Origin of the sequence: Granulicella sp. L60, from assembly GCF_009765825.1 — a bacterium.
Taxonomy (GTDB): domain Bacteria; phylum Acidobacteriota; class Terriglobia; order Terriglobales; family Acidobacteriaceae; genus Edaphobacter.
Genome location: NZ_LMUR01000010.1, coordinates 415549 through 437116, shown reverse-complemented (window position 1 = coordinate 437116; position 21568 = coordinate 415549). Strand labels below are relative to the sequence as shown.

Genomic DNA, 21568 nt, shown 5'->3' with positions numbered 1-21568 from the left:
GAAGGACTGGTTTACACGCTGCGTAGCGGTCAGCTGCAGAGCGTTGTACCAAGTCTTCCCGCCATTGATGTCGTACTCGGTGACGTCTCCAAACGCGGGGAACGCCCGCGTGAAATTCAGAGCCTGGATCGTCGGCTGTGAGTAATAGTTTGAACCCTGGAACGCTGCAATATTCTGAAACGGATTTGTTATGTATGAACCTGTGTCGCTATTGCAGACAGCTGGGTTGCCGCCAAGCTCTGGGTCGCACTGAGCATAGGCAGCAGCTGACTCACGATTGATGTTATCGCTGGTTCCCAATTTTCGGGTACGAGTACCAACATAATTGATCTCAAGTACGCTTCCCTTGTTGAACTGTTGCTGAACTCCAAAGGCATACTGATACGTCTTCGGCGTCCTGAAAGACGGGTTCAAGTAGAAGAGCCCCTGTCCCAGGCCCGTTAGATATCCCAGTGACGATCCGGTCGGCTGGATAACAGTCGGAAACGGATTAGGAGCAACTCCAGCTACGCCGAGATTCTGGGTTGGCGTCTTACCGCCGTCGTTTGATGCGTTGTATTGAGTAGTAGAAGAAAAGCCATACTGGTTAGGACCGGGATTTGGATTTAGGAAAAATACTCCAAAGCCCCCATGAACAACGATTTTGTCCACCGGCGAATAGGAGAAGCCAACGCGCGGCTGCAGATTGGTCTTCACGAGCGCATTGAACGCGCGCGGATTGCCGTTTACTCCAACAAACTCAAGCCCACCCATCAACGGGCCGGTCAAAGCTGGAGAACTTACCTGGGATGACACCGGATTTGCGACCGTCTGATTGAACTCATAGTCGACTCGGTCGTGGCGCTCAACTACAGCACCGTTGAGGTCATATCGAAAGCCAAGGTTCAGCGTAAGCTTCGGCAGCACCTTCCAGTCATCTTGGATGAACGGCGCATAGTAGTGCTGGGAATAGAAGGCAAGCGGATTAATCTGTACCGAACCGGATGATGCAGTGCCTAGCAAAAACGATGCGACACTGTTTCCGCTCGTATTGTCTCCCGACTGGTAGTTTGCCTGCGTCCAGGTCCGGTCCACGTTGAAGCTCGTACCACCGCGGATGTTTCTCCAGGACCACTGCAGGATGCGCCAATCCAGACCAGCGCGGATTGTATGCTTCCCGCGTATATAGGTAACACTCGGCAGCATGGCCAGAGAGTCGCCCACCGTGAACTCACCACCGGTATTTCCGATCGCAGTAAACTCACTCGGATTTGTCTGCGGAAGAGAATGTCCGAATGTGCCAAGCGAGGAGATGAAGCTGCTCGATAGTCCCAGCTGGCTCAGATCGTAGCCCAATGGTCCGGAGTTCAGGACATTACCGCGCACGATGACCGAAGCCTTGAAGTCCGTGACCAGCGTTGGTGTAAACGTGTGAACCCAGTCTGGCGAGAAGGTATTGACGCGCTCACCATGAGGAAATTCACCGTTGGCCCCAACTCCCGGAATTCCAGTCTGGTTTTGGGTTTCGGAGCGCTCCCACCAGCCATACCGTATACTCACTCGGTCATTCGAACCGACGACTTGGTCGATCTTGATCAATGCATTCCGATACGTATCAGAGATCGCAGTGTCCGCGACATAGTTATTCGTATAAGAATTCTGAAGAGGATTTGGCGTCGCATTCGGCGTTGGATAGAGCGAAAGGATCGATGACGCGAATGGGCTAATGCGGCTTTGGGGAATGATGTTTCCGGGAAACGGATTGCGCACCAAAGCGCCTGTTCCGTTGTCATGAAGGGTCAGCGGATCATAAATAGTAAGCAGCTGCTGCGACTGCGTGGTCGCATCGTAGTAAGTCAGCTTGCTGAAATCCCCCTTCAGCCATGCCGGGTCAGGGACCGTATCCAGAGCAGTGCCCGGAAGTATCTCTTTCCAGTTTTCGAATTGGGCGACAAAGAACGTCTTGTCGCGACCGTTATAGAGCTTGGGAATGATAACGGGGCCATCCAACTGCGCACCGTATTGATCTCGCGTGTGCGCGGCCTTCGGAAGACCATAGAAATCATTGGACCAGAGATTAGAGTCCAGCCAACCTCGGCGTGCAAATTCATAGACACTTCCGTGGATCTTATTCGTGCCTGACTTCAGGGTAATGTCGATGACGCCACCCTGGAGACGGCCGTAAGCAGCATCGAGGGGAACCGTGACGACCTTGAACTCCTGCACAGACTGGACTGGAGCGACGTAACCTATTTGCGAATTCGTTCCGTTGTAGGCGTCTCCGTGCGCGGCTTCATTAGAAACGCCATCCAGCAGGAGCAAGTTCTCGGCGTCCTGTGCGCCGTTGATCGAAAGGGCTGCCAGAGAGTTATCAAACGGCCGCATGTACAAGGTACTGCCGGAGTAGTAGGTGCCCGCAGACAACTGCGCAAGTTGCCCCAGGTCTCCGCCGTTGAGAGGCAGTTCGTTGACGCGCTCGTTTTCGACTACCTCGCCGATATCCGCTTTACCACGGTCCAGTTGCTCTCCACTTACAGTAACCGTCTCAGCGATCGATCCGACCTTCAACGTAAAGTCGATGCTTACCGTTTGGCTGACCTGCAAGGTGATATCCGTCTTTGTCTCTAGATCGAATCCCGTCGCAGACGCACTGATGCTATACAGTCCCGGCTTAAGGTAAGGGACGGTATAGTCGCCGGCACCAGTTGTCGTTGTCGCAATGGTGACATTCGTGGCCATGTTGAGGACGGTGATCTTTGTTTTCGGCACTGCTGCGCCGGTCGAGTCTGTCACTCTTCCCGTGAACTGCTGACCGTATAAAACGGCAGGCAGGAGCAGGATGGCAATGCAGACACTCCAGAGTCTTATGGATTTCATTGAAACCTCTTGTACTGGCCATGGATGAACTTCTGTTGGATCGATATGTTTCGGTGCGTAAAGAGCTCTGGACGCACTGCAACGTGGTTGTTTCTGACGACGAGCTATGCCTCTAAGTCCTGAATGCTTTGGCCTACACAAAACCGGAAATATAGGTATTTCGCTTCATCCAGAGATGGATTTATTAATCGCAAGTGAGGCTATTTCGTTATCGTTACCGCTGTCAAGCATTTTTATTTCTATCTGAATCTTCAAAACCCTCTATACGGAAGTTTGTTTGCGAAGGTATACGTATTCTGCGCGCAATCTCTAGCTCATAACAGCGCCTGACGCACAATTGAGACTGGTACTACCTGTTGGCTGAGCTTATGTAAACGGTAACGACAACGTGTTTACATCTTGCCGAGAACCCCAACAGACGCGGGAAGATCATAGGGCTGACCTGATTAAATTGGTGGGAGCTACATGCTCGCAACCAATGCGACTAAGGAGTCTAGTTGTGGCCACCAAGTCCCAGCAGCAACTACTGGCGACCGGATCGATCCTGCCTCGTCAGCTATCGAGACCCTTCTTCTGCTTAGCTGACCGGCATAAAACGGATTGCGCACCCCCCACCTTTTGCCAGAGGGAGATTCAGCGTCTCGCCGCTGTGTACAGTCTGTTTGCGAATGGAGATGCGCTTCGGGTTCTCGCCGGAATCGGCTGCATCAGTGTAGATCTCTGCGCGATAAGCTCCATTACCAAGAAAATTGAGCGGAATGTGGAGGTCACGGGGCGTCCAGTTAGTAATGCTCCCCAGATACCAGTCTCGTCCATGCTTTCGCGCGATGGTGACGAACTCGCCTGGCTCGCCAGCCAACACATGCGTTTTGTCCCATGTGGTCGGAACGTCACGCAGGAACTGAAAGCTTGGATCATTCTGATAGATGGATGGCACATCGGAGACCATCTCTAGTCCAGCTTGAAAGACAACATAAAGCGCAAGCTGCTGCGCTCGTGTGCCCATCACCATGGGGTTCTTGTCGAGCGCGGCAAACTTTTCTTCTGTAACGTTGTTGAACCCCCCAGGCGTGTAGTCCATGGCCCCAGTGAGCATGCGCGTGAAAGGAAACACGGTGCGATCGACAGGGCTGTCCCGCCTGCCAGCCTTGTTGTTCTCAAGACCCAGCACAGCTTCATAGTTGAGCACATTAGGATAGGTGCGTTCGACACCCCAGGGCTGGGTCGCTCCGTGGAAATCGACCATAAGGTGATGTTCCGCAGCAAGCTTCGCAACGTCGTAATACCACTCAATCCCTTGCTGATCGTTCCTGAGAATAAAGTCGATCTTGACACCGGCCACTCCCCACTTTTCGTACAGCGGGAAAGCGTCCTTCATCTGCTTCGCGACGGCCTTCGAATAAAGCCAGATCCAAATCTTCACATTCTTCTTCGCCGCGTAACGGACCAACTCCGGCACATCTACGTTGCCTCGCTGCTTTGTAATATCGCCAGTCGACCATCCCGCATCGAGCATCATGTAAGGAAAGCCAGACTGAGCTGCAAAGTCGACGTAATACTTCATGGTCTCGGTAGTGTAGGCAGACTTGCCATCCGGTCCGATATCGCCATTCCACCAGTCCCACGAAGCCTTACCGTCGTGGATCCAGCTAGTATCAAGGACACGGTTGGGCGGATTGAGATCGGTCATCACAGTTGACTCAATCAGGTCGCCTGGCTTGTCCCCAATCATGATCACTCGCCACGAGCTGTCATGGGGCAACGGAGCATCAACGGCTGGACCACCCCCATCTACAGGGGGAGAGATCTTGCTGATCAGATAGTGGCCACCCCAGTTTCCGGTTGGATTTTCAAGATACATAGCGGAGTTGCCTTCAAGGTCGGCTTCGCCAACGGCCACCCACGCAACGCCGGGCAGATGTAGCAACGCAGGCGAACCATTGAGGATATAACTGGAAACTCCACCCTGATTGCTCAGGGCGCTAAGCACCTGCTGGGTATACTCGCTTTCGTATCCACTCTGATAGTTCGGCAGGCGTAGCGTCCACGCTGTCGCATCCATAACCGGACGAAACTCTGTATCTTCCTGCGTCAATTGGTATCGATTGAGCGACGGCTGCTCTGGCACGCGATAGCGAAAGGCCACAGCATCGTTGTAGACTCGTGCCTCTACCGAGAACTTCCGCCCCGATCCGGACTCCTCAGCGACATCGACCTTGAGACTGTTATAGTCATCGTGAACATCAGAAGTCTTGCCGATTAAAAGCTTATACTGATCGACTCCAGATCCCGGAGTACTGCCGATGATCTGAACCTTATCGCCGAGTGGAGATTGGTTCGCTAGTTCCATCTTTAGAGCAGAGTCCTCGAACATCGGTTTGCCGCGATAGTCAATCGAATAGACCAACTGCCCCGCGACCGAGTCCTTACCGGGTTTAATCGCAAAGTGCAGGATTATCCGTTGATCAGGTGAGTGGGCTTCCGCCGCCCCTGCTGCTTGTCCTGGCGCAGAGTAAGTGCATAGCAAACTCAATGCGAAGGCTGAAGCCAAAACCGATAATCTTCCCTGCGACATTCTCTTTCTCCAGCAAACATGGTTGAGGCAAATGAAGACGAAAGTGAAGACACGAAGTCCTCGCCGACTGCAAAATTTGGCAGACGTCCGCCGCTCTCGAACTCGATTTCCAATGCAAGCGAGGCTATTCCGTTATCGTTACCGCTGTCAAGCGGTTTCTTGAAAAGGGCCTGCCCTAGTTCCCCGTTAGGCAATCGGGTGCCGATCTACTAACTAGCAGCTATTCCCCAATTCTTGCTTAGGCAAGGCCGAAACAGAAATAGATTCGAAAACAGTTGTCAACCGATGTGCTCGCACGGTAACGTAAACGAGTCTATGACTCTCCTACGATCCACGAAGACGCAGGCCAATACCGTCGAAACACCTACTGTCGAAGCAATTGGGGATAGTCGGCGCAAACTTTGCCTCCCCACCGCCCCCCTGACGGAGACCGGATCTGTGAAGGCATGGAATGAGCCAGTGGTCATGAACACTTATCTGCCCGCTCAACCTGATCCGAATCCTGTATTCCTTGAAAAACGGGTGTATCAGGGCAGCAGCGGCAAGGTCTATCCCCTGCCCGTAATTGATCGCGTGTCCACCGTTGCTTGCGAGCACCAATGGCAGGCCGTGCATCTCGAAAACGAATACCTTCGCGTCATGGTCCTTCCGGAAATCGGCGGACGTATTCACGTCGGCTATGACAAGGTGAACGGCTACGATTTCTTCTATCGCCAGAACGTGATCAAGCCTGCACTGGTTGGGCTAGCGGGTCCATGGATATCTGGCGGCGTGGAGTTCAACTGGCCGCAGCATCACAGGCCAGCAACCTTCCTTCCTGTTGAAACCACCATAGAGCGCGAAGACGACGGTTCGATCACCGTGTGGTGCAGCGACCACGATCCAATGTCGCGCATGAAAGGCATGCATGGAGTATGCCTCCGCCCTGGCTGCGCTTATCTAGAGTTGAAGGTCCGCCTCTACAACCGCACCATGGACACCCAGACCTTCCTCTGGTGGGCCAACGTCGCCACGCGCGTGCACGAGCAGTATCAGTCGTTCTTCCCGAAAGATGTGCGCTTCGTCGCCGACCACGCCAAGAGGGCAATCACCGAGTTTCCCCAAAGTCTTGGAACCTACTACGGCATTCCTTATGGTGACCGCGATCGAAATGGAGTGCCGCCCGACGAGGTGCCCGGCGACTTCGTTCCCGACGGCTCCTATCCAGCGAACGACCTTAGCTGGTACGCAAATATCCTTGTCCCCACCAGCTACATGATCGCCAATTCTAAATACGATTTCTTCGGCGGATACGATCACCGCGCCGACGCGGGAATGGTACATGTAGCAAACCATCATGTATCGCCCGGCAAGAAGCAATGGACGTGGGGAAACCACGAGTTCGGCTACGCTTGGGATCGCAGCCTCACGGACTCGGATGGGCCGTACATTGAACTCATGGCCGGGGTATACACCGACAACCAGCCGGACTTCACCTTCCTCGCGCCAGGCGAGACCAAGAGCTTTAGCCAGTTCTGGTATCCGATCCGCAAAATCGGTGTTCCGGACACGGCCAATCTACATGCCGCGATCCGTGTCGAGCGAATAGACAACAAGGTGAAGATCCATCTTCTGGTAACTCGAACGGTCAAAGACGCACAGGTTCGACTTACAACTTCGTCGGGACAATCCTCCGTCTGGAGTGGAACTCTTCGACCGGAAGAGCCCTTAGAGACAAGCCTGCCACTCCCTGACAACGAGGACAACTGGACTGTCGAGTTGCAGTGTGGCGATGAGATTCTTTTGCATCACGCGCCAGCCGAGATCGTCCCAGCACCCGCTCCTACTGAAGCGACCGAGCCTCTCGCCCCCGAACAGATCACCTCCATCGACGAACTCTATCTGATCGGCTTGCACCTCGAGCAATACCGGCACGCGACCCGCTCACCCGAACCATACTGGCGCGAGATATTGCACCGCGATGCCGGAGACAGTCGAGCAAACAATGCGATGGGCCGCATCCATCTTCGGCGCGGAGAGTTTCGACTGGCGGAAGAACATCTTCGTACAGCAATCAGCCGCCTCACCTCGCGCAATCCTAACCCCTACGACAGTGAGGCCTACTACAATCTGGGGCTGGTGCTGATGTATCAAGGTCAGACGCAGACCGCCTACGATGCCTTCTACAAAGCCACCTGGTCAGCTGCATGGCGAGGCCCAGGCTTTCATCGCCTGGCTGAGCTGGACATCCGCGCCGGTCGTCTGGCTGCTGCACTCGAGCATTTGGAGCGTTCTCTCAAAGCCGAAGCCGACAACCTGAATGCGCTGAATCTACGTGTCGTCGTCCTGCGTCGCCTCGGGCTCGAAGAAGGCGCTGACCATGCACTCGCCCAACTACAACGGCTCGATCCGCTGGATATCTGGAGCCGCTTCCTGTCGACAGGTCTCCCACCCGTCGATGCTGGACAGAAGCTTGACCTAGCTTACGACTGCATTCGAGCTGGACTTTACTCCGATGCGGAACGAGTGCTCGTGCACTCCACTGGGGCCATGGAGCTGTACACTCTCGCCACACTCGAAACTCTCCGCGGAAACAATACGTCTGCTCTCAAATTCGCCGTCCAGGCCACTGACGCCAGCCCCTTCTGCGTCTTTCCCGGCAGGCTCGAAGAGCAACTCGTTCTAGAAGAGTCCATTGCTCTGAACCCTGCCGATGCCCGTGCGCCCTACTATCTCGGCAATCTTCTTTACGACCGTCGCCGCCACCATGAGGCGATCACGCAATGGGAGCGTGCAGTTGCGCTGGATCCAGACTTCCCTACCGCCTGGAGAAATCTCGGCATCGCATACTTCAACATTCAACGCGATGTGACGCGCGCAACTCACGCATTTCACCGCGCTCGCACTGCCGCCCCCTCGGATGCCCGCATACTTTACGAACAGGATCAGCTCAGAAAACGGATAGGGGACGATCCCGAAGATCGGCTCACAGTCCTTGAAGCAAATCGCGAACTGGTGGAAAAGCGCGACGATCTCTCAGTCGAATTGGTCGCACTGTATAACCAGGTTGGCCGCCCTACGGATGCCCTCGTGCTCCTGCTCTCACGAAGCTTTCAGCCATGGGAGGGTGGCGAAGGCCTAGTCCTGGGCGAGTACGAACGTGCTCATCTGCAGTTAGGTTGTGCCGCGCTCTTTGCTGGAGATGCACCCAGGGCGGGAACGCACTTTGAAGTCGCCCATCATCCGCCACAAAGCCTGAGCGAAGCTCGCCACCTTCTCAGAAACAGCAGCAACATCGAGTTCTGGCAAGGAGAAGCGTGCGCGTTAGCTGGAGACCATAATAGAGCCAGGCAACTCTGGGAGTCCTCTGCGAAACAGCGCGGCGACTTCCAGCAGATGCAGGTCCGATCCGTCTCCGAGATGACCTACTGGATCGCAATGTCGCTACGCAGGCTGGGACGGGAACAAGAAGCCACCAAACTACTTGAGAATATTCTTGCCTATGCTGAAGAGCTGAGCAAGGAGGCTCCGAAGATCGATTACTTCGCAACCTCACTACCCACCATGCTTCTATTCGAGGAAGATCTGAGCAGGCGACAACACATCACCGCGACGTTCCTTCGCGCACAGGCTTGGTGGGGACTCGGGCAACACAACGACGCGAAGCGAGCTCTCGATGAAGTATTGAAGTTGGATCGCTCGCACCCCGGTGCCCGCGATCTGCTGGCCGAAGAGATCTGCAAATAGCCATGCATGTGACTCCCCTGGTCTCGAAAGATACTTCAACGGCAGCTCCAGTAAAAGCCACGGCCTACGTGTGGGGGATTGCTCTAGTCGCTGCTCTTGGCGGTCTGTTGTTCGGCTACGATTGGGTGGTCATCGGCGGCGCGCGTCAGTTCTTCGAGGTCTACTTTCATCTGACAAGCGCAGCCTCAATAGGATGGGCTAATAGCTGCGCGCTGGTCGGCTGCTTTGTTGGCTCCCTGATTGCAGGCAATCTCGGCGACCGTTACGGTCGCAAACCCGTTCTGATCGCCTCCGCGATACTCTTTGCAGCATCATCCATCCTCACAGGTTGGGCGTCCTCCTTCGCCCTCTTCATCACCTGGCGAATTGCCGGAGGTGTGGCCATCGGCCTAAGCTCCAATATCTCGCCCCTGTATATCGCTGAGGTAAGCCCTGCCTCGCATCGAGGACGCCTCGTCAGCCTGAACCAGTTTGCAATCGTGATCGGCATCTTGTTGGCCCAGGTCGTAAACTGGCGGATCGCCGATGCCGTTCCATCACTTATCACTCGCGAGGCGTTGCTTGCTTCATGGAACGTTCAATATGGATGGCGTTGGATGTTCACCGTCGTAGCCCTCCCTGCAGCGGTGTTTCTCGCCGCGGCCTTCTGCATCCCCGAGAGCCCTCGCTGGCTACTGGCCAGGGGCCGCCAGCAATCCGCGAAACTCATACTCCAAAGAGTAGGCGGCACTGCAGCATACGCCGATGCGGAAGTCACAGCCATTGCAAACGCTCTCAAAGAAGAAGAGGCTCAGACCGCAAACTGGCGCGGACTATTGCAGCCCGGTGTGAGAACTGTACTGTTCATCGGAATCGCACTGGCCGTCCTGCAGCAGTGGAGCGGCATCAATATCATCTTCAGCTATGCAGAAGAGGTATATCGAGCGGCAGGCCTTGGCACGAATCAGATATTCTTGGACATCGTCATCACCGGCACCATCAATCTACTGTTCACGCTGGTTGCAATGGCCGTCGTTGACCGTGTCGGACGTCGTCCGCTGATGCTCTTTGGCTGCTGCGGCATTGGGTTGTCGCATGTACTGGCGGGCCTGGCGTATCGAATGGGATGGCATGGCATGCCTGTGCTCGTGCTGACACTCTGCGCCATCGGATGCTATGCCATGACTCTCGCCCCGCTTACCTGGGTCCTTATCGCGGAGATCTTCCCCAACCGATTGCGGTCGCTCGGAGTATCCGCGGCCGTCTCCGCCCTTTGGATCTCCTCCTTCGCGCTTACCTATTCCTTCCCTTTCATCAACAGCGCACTCGGAAGCTCAGGCACATTCTTCACCTACGGCACTGTCTGCTTCGCAGGAGCAGTCCTTGTGTTCCTATACGTACCCGAGACCAAAGGCCGCACGCTAGAAGAAATCGAAGCGCGAACCCACAGAAACTGAATCTGCCTTTATTGTGCGTGACCCTGAGTAGGAACATCCACGTTCGTGTCCAACATATCGCTTCCGTTAAGTTGCACCGTTATCTTGCGGCTGGCAGAGTGCGCCGGAGATACGAACGGGTTAGGGTATTTGGCTTCGACAGAGTAAACGCCCGGAGGCAAAAGATCGAAGCGATAGCCGCCATCAGAAGCAGAGATAGCGGAATACTCCAGCATATTCTGTCCCTGGGGTAGGACATTGATCACGGCTCCCGCAACAGGCGTTCCTCTCTGCGTGACAATGCCCCCAATCGAGTGCAAGATCCTTCTCGGAATGGAGAGGTCGGCGTCGGACACCTCCTCGCCATCGTGAACCTCAACCGGCTTTGCTTCGCTCTCCGTCAAGGCCTCTGGTGCAAAAATGTGAGTACAGCCGTGCCTGTTCTTTGAGGCTGCATGGTAACGTTCGAACCGTCTACCTTAGCGTCAAAGTACGCCTCCGTGACGCGTACCGACAGCCGGTACTTGCCAGCGGGAAGGCCCGCAATGCGATAGACTCCACGGTCGTCGATCGTCCCACGCTGCGAGAACCCAGTTGCCTTTTGATCATCGTGCCCTTCCATGTTCCCAAGAAGGCTGCTCGACACCAGAGTCGCCGTCACATAGCCTGGGCTGATCGTCCCTCCAGCATCGACTGTGACGCGGCCCGTGAGTGCTCCCGCGCGGCGCAACACCACATCCTCACGCGCCACACCTGAGGCCCGGACTAAAACCTGCGGAAATGTCAACAGTAGCGCCTTCTGCTGATCGCGTGTAAGACGATCAAAGACGGTACGGATAAATCCGAGATCGTCCCCGTAGCCGTCCTTCCTCGCATCTACGATGTAGGTTCCAGGTGCAACCGACGAAAAGATGTAATACCCATCGAAGTCGGTTGTTGTCTCCGGAGACCGCTCATCCGTTGTCTTGGCCGTATCACTTGCCGGAAGTAGATTCGTAATAGGAATCAGCCGGATCTTAGCACTACGAGCCGGCACATTGCCGTCGCTACAGGTGACATGACCCTCGACGATCGACCCTTGTAACGCCGAGTCTGTCATCTGCCCTCCTACAACAGTGTTTGCAAAAAGCAATACGAGAAGGCCATACAACAGTCGCATACTCATGCTCCCGTACAACTTCGACGAAAAACGTACTCTGCCTCAAGCAAAAAACGCAATTAGGTCTTCTGTCGCACACCCGTCATCTGCATAATCTTCCTCTCTATTTCGCCCCTTCCCTCTCAAGCGTAAATAGCATCGCCTGGAAGTCTCCACGAAGCGAAACATCGATGCCACGATGCATCCAGTACTCACCACTCGCGCGCTCTGGCATTCGCGAATCCAGACTGCCAACCAGCGCATGAATACTGTACTTCGTAGCTGGCTCCAACCCCCGAGGGAAGATACGCGGATCGCCATCTCCAAGTTGACTTGAGTGCAGGAACGCAAATACGGCGGCCTGCTTACCGTCAGTCGACAAAGATTCTGTCACTGAGAACTCACTGCCCTCCTCCGGTGAGATCAGTCGGTACAGCGCACCATCCTGAATCGTGGGGCGCAGCAGCTTATATTGCGCAACCAGCTTCTTCGCGGTCGAGAAGTCCTCAGCAGACCACTTACTAAGATTCGCTCCAATTCCCAGACTGCCCTGCATAGAAGACAGGAAGCGATAGTCGAGAGAAGTAGAGCGATTGTTCATCCAGTTCGGAGAATCAGTTACCCACGCCATCATCACTCCCGGCGCATACGCATAGCTGAAGCCGTCTTGTATGCGGAGCCGGTCAAACGGATCGGTGTTATCCGAAGGCCACACCTCATCGGTAAGGCGCATGATGCCAAGATCGACGCGCGCTCCACCGCCCGAGCAAGACTCAATCTCGACATTCGGATGCTTAGACCTCAGTTCGGCAAGGATGCTGTAGAGATTGCGAACGTATTCGACATAGACTTCCTTCTGCTGCTCGATAGGCACTGCCGACCAGCCCGGTTCCGACCAGTTGCGGTTATAGTCCCACTTAAGAAACGCAATGTCGTTCTCCGTTAGCAGCTTGTCAAGAAAGCCGTAGACATAGGCCCGCACATCGGGTCGTGCCAGGTTGAGCATCAGTTGGCTACGTCCCTCTGTGCGAGGACGTCCCGGAAAATTCAGCGTCCAATCCGGATGCGCCTTATACAGATCGCTGTTTGGATTGACCATCTCCGGCTCCACCCACAACCCGAAGTCCATCCCCAAGGAATGTACCTTATCGATTAGAGGCTTCAGACCGTGGGGAAACTTCTGTTGGTTCACATACCAATCACCCAGGCCAGCATGATCATCCTTCCTCTGACCGAACCAACCATCGTCCATCACAAAGCGTTCGACCCCAATGCTCGCAGCCTTCTCGGCCAACGTCTCCTGCCCGGCTTCGTTCACGTCAAAACCAGTCGCCTCCCAGGAGTTATACAAGATCGGACGCAGCTTGCGGTGCATCCCCCCAGGAACAATCGAACCCAACTCAAAGCGATGCAGCAGACGCGAAGCCCCACCGATCCCACTGTTGGAATATCCTCCATAAAACTTCGGCGTCTCAAGCGATTGTTCTGGCTTCAGCAAATATGCGAAATCGAACGGAGTGAAGCCGCCAGTAACTCGAACCTGGTTCGCCGCATTTTGCTCCACATTAATCTGCCAGGACCCGCTCCAGCCAAGCGCCCCGAACCACACATCACCCGTGTCCTGATCCGGTTGAGCCCCGCGCTCAATCGCGAACCACGGATTCACCTCGTCCCCTGTGGAACCTCGACGGCTCTCAAGCACAACCTTCCCGGTATGCAGCGCCTCCTCCTGCAGCTTCCACTCCGCCGCCCAACGTCCAGTCAGATAACGCAACTGATAATCGTTACTGCTGGGCAGATTCCACGTCGCGGCAAACGCCTCCTCAATCGTCAACGGAAGCTTCGTGTGATTCTCAATCTTTGCCGATCGTGCAAGCACACCCGTCTCAGCATTCATCTCGTACAGCAGTTCCACGCGAACGTCACGCCCGATGTCTTTGAGCGTGACCCTCAACGTATCTCCCTGAATCTCATGCGAGAGGTAGTGAAGCACCAGATCTCGATTTCCATCTGGAAAAGTCACCTTCAGATTCGGAACAGCGTACAGACCTGCTCCCCATCCCACAAACTCAGTCGGTGTTAAATTCACCGCCGGATCGAATCCGGAGCCACCCCCAGGAGACTTCGCCGCCGCAAACGGATCCTGCGCGTCGAGACGTTTGCCCCAGTAAAGGTTCTGCAACTCGCCTTTCTCGTTCACGCCAAGAACGTACGAAATATCCGCCCCATCCAAACGAAAGACGTGCGTCGCAGCGTCGTACCCTACCTTCATAGGCCTTACATCGTGAGCCTGACTGAAGATTGGCGCCGTCATCAAGAGAAGAGAGGCGCCGACTGCTGCACGCGCAAGCAAGGAAACAATGTGCCGTTTGGACGAGGTGCAGGTACCATAAACCGATGGGTAGATCATCTTGCTCCTATGAGGAGTTGTAGAGATATGAAAATTACTGTGTACGTTACCGCTATCAACACTACACATCGCCCCATTTCGCTGTCAAAATGATTCTGCGCGATGCACAGCTCTGATTAAGGAAGGGAAGATCTCCGGACACGATGAAGAAAACTAGCAGCAGCGACAAAATCGCCGGCATACGTGAGATCGCTGAAGCCCTCGGCACCTCCATCGGCACCGTAGATCGCGCGCTTCACGATCGCAAGGGCGTCAGCGCAAAGACAAGGGCTCAAGTGCTGCGCATGGCCGAGCAGCTCGGCTACCAACCAAACATCGCAGCCCGTTCTTTGAAGTTGAACCGCAAGATGCGTATCGCCGCGGTACTTCCCCGCGAGATCGCCTGTTTCTTCGATCCACTTCGCGCCGGAATCAGAGCAGCGGCCGAGGAGTCGTTAGGCCTCCAGGTCACCCTCGACTTTCACGAGCATCCACGTCTCGGCTCCGGCGATCTTGAAATCCTTGAAAAAGTCGCACGCAGCGGATACGACGGCATACTCCTCACGCCTGGTCGTCCTCGCGAACTAGCACCCATGATTCGCAGCATGGCCGAGAAAGATATCGTTACAATCTGCGTCGCCAGCGACGCACCCGACAGCGAGCGGACCGCCTCAGTCACCGTCGACGCCTACGCGAGCGGCGCCGTAGCCGCGGAACTCCTCTCCCTCAAACTTCAACATCCTTCCCGCGTCACCACCATCACAGGGGAGCTTGCCATCCACGATCACGCAGAAAAGCTGCGAGGCTTCGCTTCGACCCTGGCCATCCTCGCGCCTCACCTCACGCTGCTTCCGGTGGTGGAGTCTCACGATAGCCCGGAAGATGCTTACCGCCAGACCCTCGCTCTCCTCAAGAGCAAGACACGGCCCGATGCACTTTACATCAGCACGGCGAACAGCCTCCCCGTCTTCCGCGCCCTCGAAGAACAGAAGTTACTCGGCAAGATACAAGTCATCGCCACCGATTTTTTCCACGAGCTAGTACCGCTGCTGGAGTCAGGCAAGGTACTCGCCACGCTCTACCAGCGTCCTTACTCGCAAGGCAAGATTGCCTTTGAGACCCTGCTCGCCTGCCTTCTAGCAAAAGACAAACCGGTTAAGACGCAGAGGCTGGCCCCACACATCATCTTTCGCAGCAATCTCTCTTTGTTCATGGGAAGACTCGAAGACGTCCCCGTTCGAAAGTCTCGGTAGACCCTGCACGATATGAAAAAACTTTCGCTTGAAAACGACCTCCTACGTGTCGAGGTCCTGCCCTCGATCGGCGGAAAAATCGTCTCGTTCCAAAGCATCCGCACCGGAGAAGAATTTCTACTACCGCCAATCAATCCCTACAACCATGTCTCAGGTACGGCTGAGTTCAGCGAGAGTGATGGTGGAGGGTTTGATGAATGTCTCCCCAGCGTAGCGAGCTGCGAGAGCACTGCGGGCCTCGCCGCAATAGCCGACCACGGCGATCTCTGGCGTCAACCTTGGGAGATCGACTCTCAAGACGGAGCCATCGTCCTTCACGCCGACGCGACATCACGGTCTCTGCGCTTAACCAGAAGTGCCTCGCTGCATGGAGCCAACCTGCTCTTGGACTACGAGCTCGTCAATCTCTCGGACGAGCCCACCAGTTGGCTCTGGTCCGCCCATCCCCTCCTCCGTGTCGCCGCAGGCGATCGTATTCTCTTACCCCACACGGTGCAGAAAGTTTGCGTAGAGTACTCAGCTGGCGGAGTACTCGAAGAAAACAGCTTCATCAACTGGCCAATCGCGCAGTTGCAGCGAACTGGATCGAACGACCTAAGCAAAGTAGGCGAACGCGACGGCATCACGGCACATAAATTCTTTGCCGAAATGGAATCAGACGCCTGGGCCGCACTCTACCGCAGCAAGATCAGTCAAGGCATCGTGGTCCGGTTTGACGGAAGGGCTCTTCCCTTCCTTGGGCTGTGGATCTGTCAGGGAGCATGGCCAAACTCTGGGGCAGCAAAGCAGTACACGGTAGCACTGGAGCCCACCACGTCGAACGCGGACTCCCTTCTGACAGCAACGAAGAATGGCACTGCCCGTTCCCTTGCGCCCCGCGAAAAAATTCAATGGAAGCTGGAGTTCCATCTACTCGGAGCGTCTTGCCCTATTAGCCTTGACGACTTCCATGATGCAGCCGCGAAGCCTGCACTCAGACAAACCTGATTACGTCTGAAAAAATACCATCCCGCTGTTACGGATAAAAACGAGTCGCAATGATCTGCGCCCCAGGAGCGGTCGCACCGATGCTGCTCGTCTCCACCAGTAGCTCGAACGACTTCACGGAACCATCTGGCCGAACCGCCTCCTTCAAGATCGGCTTCATCTCTTCCGAGCTGAACAACGTATCCGCTGCAGCCTGCGTTGCAGCCATATTCAGCCCCTGAATGATAAGCACATGGCCGGTTCCGTCCAGGCTAGGCAGATAGTCGATTGCGCCATACGTTCGGTTGGCCGTTCCAGCCGTGCCGTTTACATACCTCTTTTGTTCTGCACCAATCGGATGTTCGTTCAGCACAAACGATTGGTCCACCTCGGGCATATATTCGAGCTTGAAGTTGAGGCTTTTTTCAAAGAGCGATACCCAGGGATTCGTATGTGTGGACCCCAGCAATATTGCGTTGGAACTCTTCAAATCTTCTGTCGTGATGCTCCGCGCGTAACGAATCTCTGACTGACTCTCAGCGGATTCAGGAAGCTGCGCCAGCATCGCAGTGATATTCAGATCGACGACGCTGGTATAGCGCTGATGGCGCAGATCGTTCAGATTTTCAAGTCCAAGCCCAGGCAGCGACTTCACATCGGAGAGGTAGGTTCCGTTCGCATACTCCTCCAGCCCGACCAGTTGCCCTGTGAGATTTTGCAAAATACCCAGGCCACTATCCGCAGGAACGATCAGGGTAATCCGGTTTCGTTGGAATAGCTGCATCCACACCAGATGTGCAGGTCCCTGTGCCCGCTTCTCCTGCATCATCCGTACTCCCGCCGCTGTCAATAAAACCCCCACCAGCACTCCAACAAAGATCGACAGCCACGCCGGTTGCCAACGCCCTCCTGAAGCTACGTGCCGAACCTCTGGCGCACTCTCCACCTTGCTAGAACGAACCTCCGGCTCACTCTTTGCGACAGCAGTCAGGCTGGAAAGCTTCGAGACCGGCTCCTGCACGCCCGCATCGCGATGAAAGACAGGGACGTACCCACCTCGCGGAATGGTGACCCGCATGGCCTCCTCGCATCCCTCCCCTTCAAAGTACTTCTCGAGACGCTTTCTCAATAAACGCGCATAACTCCGGACAATATTGTCTTCGCCTGGGTTGTAATCGGTTGTGCGATTGAAGATCTGCGTGCCGATACGCTGCTCCGTAATCTCATGGGTACTTCCCATAAGCTGCTGCTCACAGACATACAGCAGAAACTTCTGAAGCAGGTCGGATTTACAGAATCCCTTACTGGCAGCGATTCGAAGCGCCAGTTGCCACTCCTCCCGCAGCAGAAGGTCTTCCCGCTCCGTGTCTGGGGACTCTTCCACCAGCAAACCCACCCCGCCCGACGTGTAAGAACCGGAGTCGGCAATACGGTCTGGTCCTATTCGAAACTCACCCGGCCTCTCTACAGACGACCGTTCCTGATACTTCGGCATACCCCAAGCATAACCTTGATATATGAAATTCCAGTGAATGCCGCCTCCCTTGAATTGCAAATCCCATTGAAATACAGGGGGGTGAGGCGGGGTGTGCTCACGGGGTAAGCCCCAAAGTCGCCGCCAACACCCTTTCGCGAGCCTCGGAACCTCGCCATGATCAACCTTATTGGCCCTCATCTATGTGGCTTGCATCCGGCAGCCGGGAACCTGCGCCAGCAAGCCATAGCCACCCTCAACTCAACCTCGGATCAAAGCACCTGGAGCGAATCGTGAAACGTCTTCTCTTTTTAGCAGTGATGGCTTGTTTTCTGGTCCTGAACTGTTCGCCGTTATCCGCGCAGTTTGAAACCGCCTCCGTCCTGGGTTACGTGCATGATGCCTCCGGCGCGGTCTTGCCCAATGCAACGGTCTCACTCGTCAATCAGGAGACAAAATCGGTCGTCACCGCAAAGACCAACGCTCAAGGCGCCTACGAGTTCACCGACGTCAAGATCGGCGAGTATCAGGTCAACGCCCAGGCCGACGGCTTCGACATCACCACGACGCAAAACTTCCGTGTCACCGTCAACGCCCGCCAGCGCGTCGACGTCTCCCTCAAGATCGGCTCCGCCAGCCAGACCGTCACCGTCACCGAAGCCGCCGATATCCTCGAGACCGACTCCAGCGAACGTGGCCAGGTCATCGGCACCCGTGAAGTCGAAAATCTTCCCCTCAACGGCCGCGCCTACGCCGACCTCGCCGCCCTCGTCCCCGGCGTCCGCCGCAACATCCTCGAGAACGCCACCACCAGCAGCCGCGACGCCTCCTTCAACGTCAACGGCCAGCGCAGCGAGTTCAACAACTTCCTCCTCGACGGTCTCGACAACAACTCCTACGGAACCTCCAACCAGGGCTTCTCCAACCAGGCCATCCCTCCCTCCCCCGACGCCATCTCCGAGTTCCGCGTCGAAACCGACAACTACAGCGCCGAGTACGGCCGTTCCGCCGGAGCCGTCATCAACGTCAGCATCCGCAGCGGCACCAACAAATTCCACGGCCGCGCCTACGACTACCTCCGCAACACCGACCTCAACGCCATCGGCCCCTTCACGCCGCCCACCAACGCCCTCACCGGCAAGCCTCAGAAGCCCATCCTCATCCGCAACCAGTTCGGCGGCACCCTCGGCGGTCCCATCTGGAAGGATCACACCTTCTTCTTCGCCGACTATGAAGGTGTTCGCCAGATCACCCACTCCACCCTCAACGCCACCGTTCCCTCGCTCGACCAGAACGGAACCAGCGCCCTCGCCAAGGCCAACGGCGGCTACACCTTCCTCGCCACCAACGCCAGCGGCGTCGAGACAAGCACCCCTGTCCCTCTCATCAACCCACTCACCGGCAAGATGTATCCCAACGGAATTATTCCCTACGCCGACGCCTCTCCCTTCGCACAGGGCGTTCTCGCGGCTCTTCCCAGCCCCACTGCCGCTGCCCTCTCCAACAACTACGCCTCGCTTCCCGCAGGCACCATCAAAGATGACAAGGGCGACATCCGCGTCGACCAGACCTTCAACTCCCGCACCACCGCCTTCGTTCGCTACAGTGAGCACCAGGGAGTCATTCAGGACGCTCCAACCATTCAAGGTCCAGCCGGCGGCAGCAGCAGCAACGGCACCGTCCTCATCTTCAACCAGCAGATCGCAGGCGGCGTCACCCACGCCTTCACCCAGAACTCCATCCTCGATGCACGCTTCGGCTTCACCCGCACCGACGGCGGAAAGAGCCCCTACGGCGCAGGCATGCCCAGCCTCATGGCTGGAATCACCGGCCTTCCCACCGACCCTCAGGTCGTCCGCAGCCTCAACGATCAGAGCGTAAACGGCTACACCCAGTTCGGCAGCCAGGGAAGCAACCCGCAGTTCCAGAACCCCTACGTCTTCAACCCAAAGGTCAACTACACCTTTCTCCACGGTCGCAACAGCTATAAGGTCGGCTACGAGTATCAGGCCATCTTCACCTCCATCAGCGACTTCAATCCCAACTACGGCGAGAACACCTACAACGGCAGCTTCAGCTACACCAACCCCAACATCAACACCCTCTCCAGTCACGACACCGGCACCAAAGAAGCCGTCGCCCTTGCAGACTTCCTCCTCGGTGCGGATGACACCTATCAGCTCAACAACTTTGCTGTCATCCATCTGAACCAGCGCATGCACTTCCTCTACTTCCAGGACGACATTCGCGTCAACTCCAGGCTCACCGTCAACGCCGGCCTCCGTTACGAGCTCGTCACTCCGCAGTGGGAGTCATCCAACCATCTCTCCAACTACGACCCCGCAACCCAGACCCTCATCCAGGCCACACCCGGCTCTATCTATAACCGCGCCCTGGTCAACATGCCCAAGCTCGACTTCGCGCCGCGCTTCGGCTTCGCCTTCCAGGCCGATCCCAAGACAGTCATCCGCGCCGCATACGGTCTCGGCTATGCTCAGTTCAACCGCGAAGGCGGCGAGAACATGCTCGGCTACAACGGCCCCTTCATCGTCAACACCAACCGCGTCCAGGCTGCTCCGTTCGCGCCCTCCGCTGCAGCGGGCACCACAAATCCCGTCTGCGCCAACGGCGATCAGCCCTTCCAAACCTGCTTCCGCACCACCCAGCAGGGCTTCCCAGTCAACTTCGCCACCTCCGCTAACTTCAATACGCTTCTCGCGGAGACCCGGTACATCCCCAAGAACCTGCCCACCGGCTACATCCAGAGTTATCACCTCACGGTGCAGCGCCAACTCTCCACCAACACCTCCTTCGAGGTCTCCTATGTTGGCGAACACGGCGTCAAGCTTCAGGTCCTCGCCGATCTCAATCAGGCAGCACCCAACGCTCTGACTGCTACCTGTAACCCCACCACCACCTCCGGCTGTCTCAACCTTCAGTCCCGCCGCCCCATCCATAACTTCACCGGCATCGAAGAGACGATTCCCGAAGGCTTCCTCTCCTACAACGGCCTCCAGACCAAGCTCGAGCACCGCACCGGTCACGGCCTCTACGTTCTCAACTCCTTCACCTACTCACGCGCACAGGACAACGCCTCCGGACATCTCGACACCCCCGCCGGCGACAACTCGCGCATCAACCTCGCCAACCCACTCGGCGATCGTGGCCCCTCCGCCTATAACCAGCCCTTCAACGAGATCCTGACCGTCGTCTACGATCTTCCCTACGGCAAGGGCCGCACCTTCGGCGGCAACGCTCCCTTCCTCATGCAGGAGGCCCTCGGCGGCTGGCAGGTCACCGCAATCAACTCGGCCAGCAGCGGCATCCCCGTCAACCTCACCTACAATGAAAACTCCTTCCAGGACGTAAGCGACATCCTCGCCTATCGCCCCAACGTCACCGGCGCACCAGTCATCCTGCCCAAATCGCAGCGCACGAAGAACTCCTCCAATACGACCCTGCAAGCCTTCAACCCCGCATCCGTCAGCGTTCCCGACGTCAACCATCCCTACGGCAACGCCGGCCGCAACTCGGTCCGGTTCGACCCCTACTACAACCTCGATATCGGTCTGCACAAGACCTTCCCGCTCTACGTCGCAGGTACATCGCTCGACTTCCGTACCGAGGCCTTCAATATCCTTAACCAGACCAACTACACCTATCCGCAGAGCGCCGCCGGTCAATCCACCTTCGGCGCGGTCACGTCGGCAACCACCGCACCAGCTCGTGTCCTTCAGTTCGCACTCAAACTGATCTTCTAAACTCAACCCGGAGCG

Annotated in this window: 11 protein-coding genes; 5 read left to right on the top strand and 6 right to left on the bottom strand. The window is 56.2% G+C overall.

Annotation, left to right across the window (positions count from 1 at the left end; all coding sequences use genetic code 11):
• Both GSQ82_RS05110 and GSQ82_RS05105 read right to left on the bottom strand, forming a co-directional pair.
• On the bottom strand, nucleotides 1-2856 hold a 2856-nt coding region (locus GSQ82_RS05110), incomplete at its 3' end, for a TonB-dependent receptor (RefSeq protein ID WP_158790919.1).
• 577 nt (nucleotides 2857-3433) lie between these two features.
• Entirely contained in the window at nucleotides 3434-5431 is a 1998-nt protein-coding gene (locus GSQ82_RS05105) for a glycoside hydrolase family 97 protein (protein WP_158790918.1), read from the bottom strand.
• A 315-nt stretch (nucleotides 5432-5746) separates the two neighbouring features.
• On the opposite strand from GSQ82_RS05105, the gene GSQ82_RS05100 reads away from it, so the two are divergent.
• Together GSQ82_RS05100 and GSQ82_RS05095 are read left to right on the top strand one after the other, a co-directional pair.
• Complete coding sequence (locus GSQ82_RS05100) at nucleotides 5747-9157, top strand: DUF5107 domain-containing protein (RefSeq protein ID WP_158790917.1); 3411 nt, start codon at nucleotides 5747-5749, stop codon at nucleotides 9155-9157.
• A 2-nt stretch (nucleotides 9158-9159) separates the two neighbouring features.
• Nucleotides 9160-10593 (top strand): sugar porter family MFS transporter, encoded by a 1434-nt coding sequence (locus tag GSQ82_RS05095; RefSeq protein ID WP_158790916.1) that lies wholly within the window; start codon nucleotides 9160-9162, stop codon nucleotides 10591-10593.
• 8 nt (nucleotides 10594-10601) lie between these two features.
• Here GSQ82_RS05095 and GSQ82_RS05090 read toward each other — a convergent pair whose 3' ends face one another.
• The 3 genes from GSQ82_RS05090 to GSQ82_RS05080 all read right to left on the bottom strand — a co-directional run bounded on the left by GSQ82_RS05090 (nucleotide 10602) and on the right by GSQ82_RS05080 (nucleotide 13982).
• Entirely contained in the window at nucleotides 10602-10976 is a 375-nt protein-coding gene (locus tag GSQ82_RS05090; protein WP_158790915.1) for a carboxypeptidase-like regulatory domain-containing protein, read from the bottom strand.
• The gene (locus GSQ82_RS05085; protein ID WP_158790914.1) at nucleotides 10973-11671 is read right to left on the bottom strand and encodes a carboxypeptidase-like regulatory domain-containing protein; all 699 of its coding nucleotides are present in this window, start codon (nucleotides 11669-11671) and stop codon (nucleotides 10973-10975) included. The genes GSQ82_RS05090 and GSQ82_RS05085 overlap by 4 nt, the downstream gene beginning before the upstream one ends.
• 163 nt (nucleotides 11672-11834) lie before the next feature.
• Nucleotides 11835-13982 carry an alpha-galactosidase gene (locus GSQ82_RS05080; protein WP_254061432.1) on the bottom strand — a complete coding sequence of 716 codons (2148 nt, stop codon included), beginning with the start codon at nucleotides 13980-13982 and terminating at the stop codon, nucleotides 11835-11837.
• A 281-nt stretch (nucleotides 13983-14263) separates the two neighbouring features.
• Here GSQ82_RS05080 and GSQ82_RS05075 point away from each other — a divergent pair, with 281 nt between their 5' ends.
• On the top strand, nucleotides 14264-15352 hold the full coding sequence (locus GSQ82_RS05075) for a LacI family DNA-binding transcriptional regulator (RefSeq protein WP_158790913.1): 1089 nt from the start codon (nucleotides 14264-14266) through the stop codon (nucleotides 15350-15352).
• Nucleotides 15353-15364: 12 nt separating this feature from the next.
• The gene (locus GSQ82_RS05070) at nucleotides 15365-16339 is read left to right on the top strand and encodes a DUF4432 family protein (RefSeq protein WP_158790912.1); all 975 of its coding nucleotides are present in this window, start codon (nucleotides 15365-15367) and stop codon (nucleotides 16337-16339) included.
• Nucleotides 16340-16367: 28 nt separating this feature from the next.
• On the opposite strand, the gene GSQ82_RS05065 is transcribed toward GSQ82_RS05070, so the two are convergent.
• Nucleotides 16368-17813 (bottom strand): hypothetical protein, encoded by a 1446-nt coding sequence (locus GSQ82_RS05065; protein ID WP_158790911.1) that lies wholly within the window; start codon nucleotides 17811-17813, stop codon nucleotides 16368-16370.
• 299 nt (nucleotides 17814-18112) lie between these two features.
• Between GSQ82_RS05065 and GSQ82_RS05060 the strand changes: the two genes are divergently transcribed.
• Entirely contained in the window at nucleotides 18113-21553 is a 3441-nt protein-coding gene (locus GSQ82_RS05060; RefSeq protein WP_371417166.1) for a carboxypeptidase regulatory-like domain-containing protein, read from the top strand.
• Nucleotides 21554-21568: the final 15 nt, after the last annotated feature.

Excerpts from the sequence above, each read along its gene's own strand:
- GSQ82_RS05105 (WP_158790918.1), bottom strand. The coding sequence starts at position 5,431 with ATGTCGCAGGGAAGATTATCGGTTTTGGCTTCAGCCTTCGCATTGAGT.
- GSQ82_RS05100 (WP_158790917.1), top strand. The coding sequence starts at position 5,747 with ATGACTCTCCTACGATCCACGAAGACGCAGGCCAATACCGTCGAAACA.
- GSQ82_RS05095 (WP_158790916.1), top strand. The coding sequence starts at position 9,160 with ATGCATGTGACTCCCCTGGTCTCGAAAGATACTTCAACGGCAGCTCCA.
- GSQ82_RS05085 (WP_158790914.1), bottom strand. The coding sequence starts at position 11,671 with ATGACAGACTCGGCGTTACAAGGGTCGATCGTCGAGGGTCATGTCACC.
- GSQ82_RS05080 (WP_254061432.1), bottom strand. The coding sequence starts at position 13,982 with ATGAAGGTAGGGTACGACGCTGCGACGCACGTCTTTCGTTTGGATGGG.
- GSQ82_RS05075 (WP_158790913.1), top strand. The coding sequence starts at position 14,264 with ATGAAGAAAACTAGCAGCAGCGACAAAATCGCCGGCATACGTGAGATC.
- GSQ82_RS05070 (WP_158790912.1), top strand. The coding sequence starts at position 15,365 with ATGAAAAAACTTTCGCTTGAAAACGACCTCCTACGTGTCGAGGTCCTG.
- GSQ82_RS05065 (WP_158790911.1), bottom strand. The coding sequence starts at position 17,813 with ATGCCGAAGTATCAGGAACGGTCGTCTGTAGAGAGGCCGGGTGAGTTT.
- GSQ82_RS05060 (WP_371417166.1), top strand. The coding sequence starts at position 18,113 with ATGGCTTGTTTTCTGGTCCTGAACTGTTCGCCGTTATCCGCGCAGTTT.